The organism is Nitritalea halalkaliphila LW7, from assembly GCF_000265075.1.
Classification (GTDB): Bacteria; Bacteroidota; Bacteroidia; order Cytophagales; family Cyclobacteriaceae; genus Nitritalea; species Nitritalea halalkaliphila.
Genome location: NZ_AJYA01000038.1, coordinates 1 through 8,738, shown reverse-complemented (window position 1 = coordinate 8,738; position 8,738 = coordinate 1). Strand labels below are relative to the sequence as shown.

7 protein-coding genes are annotated in these 8,738 nt (G+C 46.8%); 1 reads left to right on the top strand and 6 read right to left on the bottom strand.

Going from position 1 to position 8,738, the window contains the following annotated elements:
• Positions 1-255: 255 nt before the first annotated feature.
• The 3 genes from A3SI_RS12180 to A3SI_RS12170 are packed head-to-tail and all read right to left on the bottom strand — an operon-like array spanning position 256 to position 2,259.
• Positions 256-750 carry an alpha/beta fold hydrolase gene (locus A3SI_RS12180; RefSeq protein ID WP_009056286.1) on the bottom strand — a complete coding sequence of 165 codons (495 nt, stop codon included), beginning with the start codon at positions 748-750 and terminating at the stop codon, positions 256-258.
• Positions 747-1,070, bottom strand: a complete 324-nt coding sequence (locus A3SI_RS12175) for a protein adenylyltransferase SelO family protein (protein ID WP_009056284.1) — start codon at positions 1,068-1,070, stop codon at positions 747-749. Before A3SI_RS12175 ends, A3SI_RS12180 begins: the two co-directional genes overlap by 4 nt.
• Positions 1,071-1,107: 37 nt before the next feature.
• Complete coding sequence (locus tag A3SI_RS12170) at positions 1,108-2,259, bottom strand: protein adenylyltransferase SelO (protein ID WP_238531742.1); 1,152 nt, start codon at positions 2,257-2,259, stop codon at positions 1,108-1,110.
• A 196-nt stretch (positions 2,260-2,455) separates the two neighbouring features.
• Here A3SI_RS12170 and A3SI_RS12165 point away from each other — a divergent pair, with 196 nt between their 5' ends.
• Positions 2,456-4,171: a right-handed parallel beta-helix repeat-containing protein gene (locus A3SI_RS12165; RefSeq protein WP_009056281.1), complete on the top strand. Its 1,716-nt coding sequence runs from the start codon at positions 2,456-2,458 to the stop codon at positions 4,169-4,171.
• Positions 4,172-4,249: 78 nt separating this feature from the next.
• On the opposite strand, the gene A3SI_RS12160 is transcribed toward A3SI_RS12165, so the two are convergent.
• From A3SI_RS12160 to A3SI_RS12150, 3 genes are all read right to left on the bottom strand, one after another.
• Positions 4,250-7,111, bottom strand: coding sequence for a M16 family metallopeptidase (locus A3SI_RS12160; RefSeq protein WP_009056279.1), 2,862 nt, complete (start codon positions 7,109-7,111; stop codon positions 4,250-4,252).
• A gap of 423 nt (positions 7,112-7,534) precedes the next feature.
• The gene (locus A3SI_RS12155) at positions 7,535-8,080 is read right to left on the bottom strand and encodes a hypothetical protein (protein WP_009056276.1); all 546 of its coding nucleotides are present in this window, start codon (positions 8,078-8,080) and stop codon (positions 7,535-7,537) included.
• A gap of 90 nt (positions 8,081-8,170) precedes the next feature.
• A partial coding sequence (locus tag A3SI_RS12150; protein ID WP_009056274.1) for an IS66 family transposase occupies positions 8,171-8,738 on the bottom strand: 568 nt, incomplete at its 5' end.

The following is an 8,738-nucleotide window of genomic DNA, read 5'->3' as shown; positions in this document are numbered from 1 at the left end:
CAAAAGGGGAACCCGGGGTTTAACCCGGGGGTTTAAAGGGGCCCTTTGGTTTTAAACCAATTTCCGGGAATTCCGGGAATTTGGGCCYYTTCCCAAAGGGGAAACCGGGTTTWAACCCGGGTTAAAGGGGCCTTTGGGGTTTTAAAACCCCAAATTTCCCCGGGGAAATTTTCCGGGGGAAAATTTTGGGGCCCCTTCCCCAAAAGGGGAACCCGGGGGTTTAAACCCGGGGTTTAAAGGGGGCCCTTTGGGGTTTTAAACCCAAATTTCCCGGGAAATTTCCCGGGGAAATTTGGGGCCTTCCAAAGAACGTTTTACCCCCGTAAAATGGTACCGAAGATAGTCTGCATAGCAGCTAGACGTATAGCAATTTTGGGGCGAAGGCCCTGTAAGTCCATGTCCGGGCAGGTCCACACTCAGCGTCCGAAAAGAAGATCCGAGTAGCTCCTCCCACCCTGCCCAGGTGTGAAGTGAGCTGAAACTGCCGTGGAGCAAGAGCACATGTTCCGTGCCTTTTCCCTGCATGCGCACATGTAGCCGCTCCTCGCCTACGGCCAGAAATGCCTGGTTCTCTGCATCAAAATAAACTGGCATCAAGGCGGCTAAGGGCTTTTCTGCGCGGTAGAAAAAGCCATACAGTAGGAACAGCAAGCCAACTATACTAAGGACGGCCAGTCCAAGTCCCTTGGCTAGGCGAAGGAGTTTACGCATCGCCGCAGCCCCCTTTTCTGATCCAGTGTCTTTTTTCATGTTCCACAGAAAGTTTGGTAGTTTCGGTCAGCGTCTTCGGGCACAAACTGATAAAATGTATCGTCTTCATGCGGAGCATAAGGCTTCAAGTATCGCTTTAAGGCTGCTTCGAAAAGTGTAAAATCATTCTCTTGATCGGCTTCATATAAGGCTCTTTCTACGATATAGTTACGCGGTATGACTTGAGGATTTACTTGAGCCATCAGCTGCTCCGCCTGCGCAAGAGAAGTCTGCGCTAAAAGCTGACTTTTATACGTTTCCAGAAATTCCTCCATCGCTGCTGGAAAAGCGTGCGCCTCACCACGAAGCACCTTACCCAAGTCTACAAACGCTGTGTGTAATCCAGTTTGTGCTGCTTTAGAAGGGCCAAGAAATCTTGAAGAAGCCCTTGTCCCGCTTCTTTAGCGCCTGGGAAACCATTTTATGGGCATACATTTCCCACTGCGCCGCCGTAAAACGACGTGGAAAATCATTCAGCAGCGCTGTACACAGTTCCGTAGCCTGTTTTTCATCCGTAGCTACAAGCGGTAAAAGGGCTCCTGCTAGGGCAGCGAGGTTCCACTGAGCTATGCCGGGTTGATTGCCGAAGGCATACCGCCCCTGCGAATCGATACTGCTAAAAACAGTGGCCGGATCATAGGTATTCAGAAAAGCACAAGGGCCATAATCAAAGGTCTCCCCGCAGATACTCATATTATCCGTGTTCATGACTCCATGGATAAAGCCTACCCGCAACCAGTGCACCACCAGTTGGATCTGGCGCTCCATAACCGCTTCTAAAAGCGCAAGGGCAGGATTAGATACATCACGCAGTTCTGGATAATGGCGCTCGATGGTATAGGTCAGTAAGGCCTGAAGTGCCGATACATCTAGAAAGTGCCGCGCATACTGGAAAGTACCTACGCGTAGGTGACTGCTCATGACGCGGGTCAGAATCGCCCCAGACTCCTTTTCCTGTCGCCACACTTGCTCACCTGTTTCTACCACTGCTAGACTACGCGAACTGGGAATGCCGAGCGCATGCATGGCCTCTGAAATCAGATATTCGCGTAGCATGGCCTTTCGCGTTGCGCGTCCATCTCCTCCCCGGGAATAGGGTGTGATGCCTGCGCCTTTCAACTGTATATCCACACGCTTCCCCGCAGCGGTCAGGTGTTCCCCGATTAAGATGGCACGTCCGTCTCCCAGCTTGGTAAAGTTTCCGAACTGGTGGCCAGCATAGGCTTGCGCCAAAGGACGGGCTCCCGAAGGCACTTGATTTCCGGAGAAGAGGACTGCCAGCTGCTCCAGCTCTTCTTCACGCTGAAAGTCTACCGCTGCCAAATCCAATGTCCGTGCTAAGGCACTATTCCACAGCCTGAGCTTTGGAGCATGTACGGGTTGGGGATCTTGGCGGCTGTACAGCCTGTGGGGAGCTGCAGATAACTTGTGTCCCAGTGGAAACCAGGAAATGGACGCTTTTCTGCTGTAGACATAGACTTGGGAATCGCTTTGAGTTCGATAAGGCAAACAGGACTGAAATCGAAATAATTCCTACCCCTGAACGCTGGGCACAATTTAACCGATTTAGTTAAATCTTTTGCAGACTTTCGACACATCCCCAGATTAAATCGGTATTTTAGAAGGTAGTTTGCGCATATTCAATGCAGCACCTGCACACTGACTTTCGGTCAAATGCCCGTAAACCTTTTTTCTTTAATCGCTTATGCAACGCGTTTCCATTCATACTTTCGGCATACGTCCTATTGATTCCCAGATCCAAGGCTATCGTTTTGTAGATACTTTCTACAGTGAGCTGGAGATACGACCCCAATCCTCCAAATGTTTTTACCTCCTCTGGGCGGAACAAACAGGCGAAGTGTACTACCCTACTATTTTGACCAACGGTCAGGGCACTCATTTTCGTATCTCTCGGACCGGGCCGCATCTCCTGAAGGACCACGGGGGGAGCTTTAGTGTGGAACCTGTGTCCTCCTACCTATCTGAAGAAATGTTTAAGGGCTTTGACTTTCGAGGAAAGGAGGTATTTTTTCCCAGGGGCACCTATGTGCATGTACAGGCAGGCGGAGTAAACACCTTGTTTTATTTTGAGAAAAATCAGCCCGAACGGATAAAAGGGGCTGGTGAATCGGCTACCACACTCTTGGGCATGACCAATAAACCCGCTCGAGAGCTCCCCGCTATCCACTGTCGCCTCGAAGACATCAGCTGTCACAACATCGTCCCTACTGCTGGCTCGCTACGTCGTTTCGAAAGCGTTTATATCCAGCGGGTTAGCCTACACTACCATAGCATCACCCAAAGCTCCAGCTACTTGCTTTACATCATGGACGAAGGCGCCGATGTTTTTATAGAAAACCTGACACTACGCTGCCAGGCGATTTATGCGGGAATTTGGGTGGAGCGAGCTAATGATGTGCACATTGCCCATTCTACTCTTGCGACAGCAAGTGCTTCCCATCCGATTCGCATCAATAGCTATCGGGGTCGCTGCCTGATTGACAGCAACACGGTGAGTGGCGCCAACATTACAGGGATCTTAATTGCGACGCAGCGACGTGCACTGATACGGGGTGCGGAAATAGTCCATAACACCGTCTCCGGCTGCGCAGAGGAGTCGATAAGCATTGATAGTTTTGGAAATAATGTGGGGCTAGTTCCAGTCATTTGTAAATCCTACGTCCAAAAAGTAGCCCCTTGGCGAGTCGATGGTGTGCTGAAGGGTACCTGTGTTTACTGCGGAGACCTGTTCTTCGTGGAGCCTAAAAAACAAGGAGGCGGCTACCAGCACCGCGTGGTAGATGTGGACTTTATCGGTTCTATTAAGGGCCTTCTCTTTGTTGTGGAGAGTGGAAACTTAGCCTATCAGTATGCAGAGATTAGGGACTTTGCCCCTGCGGGGCAAAGCATCTGTCTGTACCTATCCGAGACCTATACGGCGGAAGAGCTCGAAGGTGCTGAAATAGGTGTTCATACCGGTGCGATTAACTGTACAATAGCGGGAAATGAGGTACGCGATACACAACCCAATGCCAACCAGCCCGGCCATGCTATTTCTTTATGGGGAGCCAGCTATGGAAATGCTGTCTTAAATAACCGCATCGACAACTGTCGGCAAGGCATCCATGTTGCGGGATTTGGGAGCTTTGGCCTGCAGCGGCCAGACTTTTTCAACCATGCGATTCAAAACATGGTGGAAGGAAACGTAATCACCAACTGTAAAGAAAGTTTTGCGATACGTACGTTCTATGGGTCAAAAAAAGGGTACGGTAATCGCTTTAACAATAACCACATACGTGGGGGAACTTTCGAAATCAAGCACCAGCTGGAGTTCGAAATGCTCGGTAATGTACTTGAGGACACACGGGTTCCGCACTCTTTATTCAAGGTGTGGTACAGGAACTCCGGTAAATGCGCATAGGTGCCGGCTACGGCTGTTCAAGCGAAGGTTCAGGTGGACGCACTATCCTGAAAAATAGTGCGTCCAGGTCAGAACGCTTTATTTTTTACGAATTTGTTTTAGCTTCATTTCTACCACCTCACCGAAAGCCTGGTAGGCGCTCATGTCCATGGCTTTCTTGTTGCCAGCGATGCTGAAGCTTAAGGGGTTACCGACGATGTAGGTGGTATAGGCCTTTTCTATGTCCTCAAATTGAATGTTTTGGTAGCGCGTAAAAAAGGACTCATTGGGATCACCCGCATAACCCAGCTGCTGCCAGCTGTAAATGGTCTGAGGCATGCTTCGGAAATAGGGCTTGGAAAAGGCGGCTGTCTGTACGAGGGATTTTTGAATTTCGGGCAGTCGCTCTTCTTTTTTGGGCAGCTCCTGCAGCATCTCTTTAAAAACCTGCATGGCTTCCACGCTTTTATCTGCCTGACATCCGACAAATCCTATCGTAAAGGCATTTCCTCCCCGGATAGAACCATTATTTAGTCGTGCATAGGTGGCATAGGCCAATGAACGGAATTCACGGATTTCCTGAAACACTACCCCCGACATGCTATTGCCAAAATACTCGTTAAAGGCATTTATGGCGTACTGGTCTTCGGGAGAACGCTTGCGCTTACTTTCGCTTAAAAAATAAATCTGCGTTTGAATGGCTTTTTTATCATGAACAAAAAACACGGTAGGCTTTTCAGGTGTCGCTAACTTGCGTTCTTCCATGCCCTTCGCCACTTTTCCTGTAAGCAGTGATGCTACGGAGCGCTGCAACAGTGCTTCAAGTTCCTTATTCGGTGTATTGCCCACATAGGTCACTACTGTTTCGGTGGCTAATAATTGGGTCAAACTTTCCTGAAGCGCCTCAAAGGGCAGTGCTTTGATTTCTTTAAGGGACAAACGGGTAAGGTAAGGCGAATTTTCTCCATAGATGAGGTAATCGCTAATCATATCCGACTTGGTATCCAGATCCTTACCCTCTATTTTACGTTCAAAGCGTACGCCAGAAAGGTATTTCTTTTTACCCACCTCGGAAAAAACCGGTTGCTCCAAAAGCTCTTGCAGCAAAGCTACACTCGCTTCTAAGTTTTCCTCTAGGCCCTGCATCGCGATCGTAAACTGCGTATCCGAGCTGTAGATGGACAAGTTACTCCCCAGGCGTGCCAGCGCTGCCTTAAACTCATCTCGGCTTTTCGTTTTCGTGCCTGCGGAATTCAACATGGACGCGAGGTAATCCAAGTTTTGATCTAGAAGATCGCCTTTCTGGATGTTAAGTGCAAAACTAAAGATGCTATTCACGGGGTTTGGTGCCTGATAGAGCTGGACCAGGTCCTTTAACGCAGTGATTTGAACGGCTTCGGATACATCCACGAAGCTAGGGTTTAGTGGCAGCTCTGGAATTTCTTTGAATGCTTTCGCATACTCGGACTCTGTACCTTTTGGGATAACAGGCGTGTAGGGCGGTTTCGGAAGTTTGTTCTTTTTAGGGAAACCCGTTCGAGAGTAGAGCACCAAGCGATTTTCACCGAAGTACTTGTTGGCATTTGCTATGACTTCTTCCTTGGTGATGTTTTGAATTTGCTCATTTAGTTGTAAGACCTCTTCGTAGGGGCGTTCACTTATAAATGCATTGGCCAACAGATACGTCTTCTGAAAATTAGACTCTAAGCTGAGCTGCTGACGTTTGGTGTAGTTCAGCTTGATATCTTCTAATAGCTGCTCGTCAAAATCTCCGGACTTAAGCTTTTCTAATTCGGTCAGCATTAAATTTTCTGCTTTTTTCAAAGACTGGCCGATGATTTTGGGCACAAAAATAAGGAGCGTACGTCCATGTTCCACTTGAATGTCGGCCTCCATCTCTGCGGCTAAAAGCTTATTGTCTAGTGTGAGCTTGTCCCATAATCCAGTTTCGCTAGAATTACTCAAAAGCTCATTCAGTACCGTTAAAGCTGCTTCATCCGGGTGTCCTACGGGTACTGTTCTATACCCTGCAATACCCGCTTTTATGGGAAGGTACCTTCCTTTTATTACTTCCTTACCTTTAAAATCTGCTTCTGCTATAAATTCTCGCTTAGGTTTTTCTCCTCCTTTCCACTGTCCGAATTTTTCGGCTATTATGGGTTTGATCTGCTCGATATCAATGTCACCACTGATGATTAAGGCCATGTTAGCCGGTACATAATAGGTCTGGTAATAGGCGTACATCCTTTTTAGGGAAGGATTTTTCAGGTCTTCTACCTCGCCTAATATATCTCTCTGTCCATAAGGATGATTTTTATAAAATGCGCGATCAAAGCTTTCGATCAATTTGTAAGTTGGATCATCCATGTACATATTCTTTTCTTCATAAACGGTTTCTAATTCCGATTGGAAGAGGCGAAAAACTGGGTTACTAAATCGATGGGCATAAATTTCCGACCATTTTTCAAACTGATGGGGAGGAAAAGTATTGTAATACATGACCATATCATGCGAGGTAAACGCATTCAAGCCCTTTCCCCCTATGCTGTTGATCAGCCGATCGAATTCATTTGCAACAGCAAATTCAGCGGCAGCCAGATTTTCCTCATTGATTTGAAGTTGAATCGCCTTACGCTGCTCGTCGATTTTGGTTTTTCCTAGTTCTTCATAGAGCGAATCGATTTTAGCGAGGTGAATCGATTCTTGCTCAAAATCAATGGTGCCCATTTGGGTTGTGCCTTTGAACAACATGTGTTCCAAGTAATGCGCCATGCCTGTGGCGTCGGCTGGATCCCAAATCGTACCGCCATTTACCACCACAGCACCTAAAACCTCAGGCCTGGTTTTATCTTCATGTAGGTAAATACTTAGACCATTCGGCAGTCGATACGTTTCCACCTGCATCTGTTGCGCATGGGCGCCAAAGGGCGAGAGTAAAAGGAGTAGTAGAAGCTTCTTCATACATGTCATTTAAATAAGCATAATGATCGAAAAGATAAGAAAAAATAAAGCAGGAAAATAGGGATTAGGTCCCTATCTGTCCTCTGTATCCGTTCGACGAACTACGTATTGGATTTATAATTGGCCCCTGTACTTGGCCCAGTTAGAAGTGGATACCCCATAGCCATCTGTCTGGATATTCAGTCACCTTATTGCGAAGGATGGTCCGAAAAGCGATGGTAATGTAGTTTTTGATCATGGCAGCTAAGAAATGAAAATTACACAGTATCAGCTAAATTGCCAAGTTCGTACCAATTAAAAAACGGCCTCTATGGCCCCATTGAGGGCTTTTTGAATTCCAAGAGGAAATCTAGCGAACAATTTTGACCACTGTCGGACAAAGCCGCTTAAGGTCATTTATCAAGCTTTAAAAAATTAGCAATTTCAACTCACCCCTTGCATATAGCTTTTGACAAAAATCCATTTGCCAAGTTCAAATTTATACAAGTCAACACTGCCACTTCCAGATAAGTATCCACATTGGGTCCAATTATAACTGATCACATATTCACGGCTTTTAGTAAAAATAGGAAACGACCATGAAGTAATACAATTTCCATATTTGGCATTGAATTTTTCCCAAAAATCACCCTCCTTAAACTCTTCATCGATCATTTGACGGGACAAAACATTGGCTCCAGCAATTTTACCAGCTTTCCAAGTAAAGTCCTCCAAAGCTGCCAGCTGCCTTAAGATATAGTCCTTGTCTTCATCCGTAAACAACGTGTCTTCTAAAACATAATTCATATCATCCTGACCCATTCCAAATCTTGCTTGGTCGGATAAGTCAAACTTTGTGGTACCCTTGACCAGGGTGGAATTGATAAATTGATACCCTAACTCGACATCAAGAATGTCTGCTTGCTGCCCATATGCCTTAGTATCTACCAGAAGTAAGCATAAGATCCCTGCTAAAAATATTCCTTTCATATCTTTTTTGTTTAAATGTCAGATAGTTATTTGGGACAAAGCCAAATTATATTAAATATACGTATCCGTTCGACGAACTACGTATTGGATTTATAATTGGCCTCTGTACTTGGCCCAGTTAGAAGGCAGTAGCTTGAAGAGGTCCTTATGCTTGATTCCCTGTACGCGATCAAAAATATCACTTAGCCACTCTCTTTCATCCACACCATTTCGCTTACAACTTGCCATAAAGGAGTACATGGCAGCAGTCATATGTGCAGCATCATGAGAGCCAGCAAACAGGTAGTTCTTGCGTCCTACGGCAAGCGGCCTGACAGCATTTTCGACTAAATTATTATCGATTTCCATGTCGCCATGCAGCGTATAGAAGCTTAAACCTGCCCAGCGAGAGTGGGCATACGCGATGGCCTCACCCATCGGACTTTTCGGGGGATAGGCGTACAGATTTTTATTTAACCAGTTGCCCAAAGTTTCCAGTATCGGAATCGCCTGCTCTTGTCTCAGCTTGGCGCGTGCTTCGGAGCTTAGACCGGCTTCCCTCATACTACTTTCTAAAGCATAGAGCACACGCATCTGCCCTACGACATACTGCGCAGCCTCTTGATCGTACTTTTCTGCTTCCACGAACTTGCGCCGTGCATGTGCCATGCAAAAAGAC

Bases quoted from the DNA above. Each gene is read 5' to 3' on its own strand.
- A3SI_RS12180 (WP_009056286.1), bottom strand. From the start codon at position 750: ATGAAAAAAGACACTGGATCAGAAAAGGGGGCTGCGGCGATGCGTAAA.
- A3SI_RS12165 (WP_009056281.1), top strand. From the start codon at position 2,456: ATGCAACGCGTTTCCATTCATACTTTCGGCATACGTCCTATTGATTCC.
- A3SI_RS12160 (WP_009056279.1), bottom strand. From the start codon at position 7,111: ATGAAGAAGCTTCTACTACTCCTTTTACTCTCGCCCTTTGGCGCCCAT.
- A3SI_RS12155 (WP_009056276.1), bottom strand. From the start codon at position 8,080: ATGAAAGGAATATTTTTAGCAGGGATCTTATGCTTACTTCTGGTAGAT.